This window comes from Proteus sp. LHD240705 (genome assembly GCF_047921555.1).
Taxonomy (GTDB): domain Bacteria; phylum Pseudomonadota; class Gammaproteobacteria; order Enterobacterales; family Enterobacteriaceae; genus Proteus.
In genome coordinates this window covers 1-346 of sequence record NZ_JBLRMI010000047.1, presented here as the reverse complement: position 1 = coordinate 346, position 346 = coordinate 1, and the positions used below count along the sequence as shown (strand labels likewise).

Genomic DNA, 346 nt, shown 5'->3' with positions numbered 1-346 from the left:
AAGTCAACAAAGGCTGGGAGTAAAGATGGATATATAAGTGTATCCCCTGCTTATATTTTTAATGCATTAAAGATTTTTATGAATAGGTTGCAGTCATTATCTTTTCATATGGAATTTTTTAAAGATAATGATGGTCGATTTTATAGAATAATTAATGGGGAAAAGATATATTATAAAGATGAGGCTGAGGTGAATAATGCAGTTAATGCAGTACGAAAATTACTTAGTCAAATTAAAGGAGTATCATTAATAAAAGATAATCATACTAATATGAATTTTTCGTTTGAAGTTAAATTTGATGTTTCGGGGATTAAAAAATTAACTGAACATTTATTTAGCATGCCAG

The 346-nt window shown here is 27.5% G+C and carries 1 protein-coding gene; it reads left to right on the top strand.

Annotated features, from left to right (window positions below; translation table 11 throughout):
* Positions 1–346, top strand: a 346-nt coding sequence (locus tag ACNART_RS17960; RefSeq protein WP_416303694.1) for a hypothetical protein, incomplete at both ends; no start/stop codon positions are given.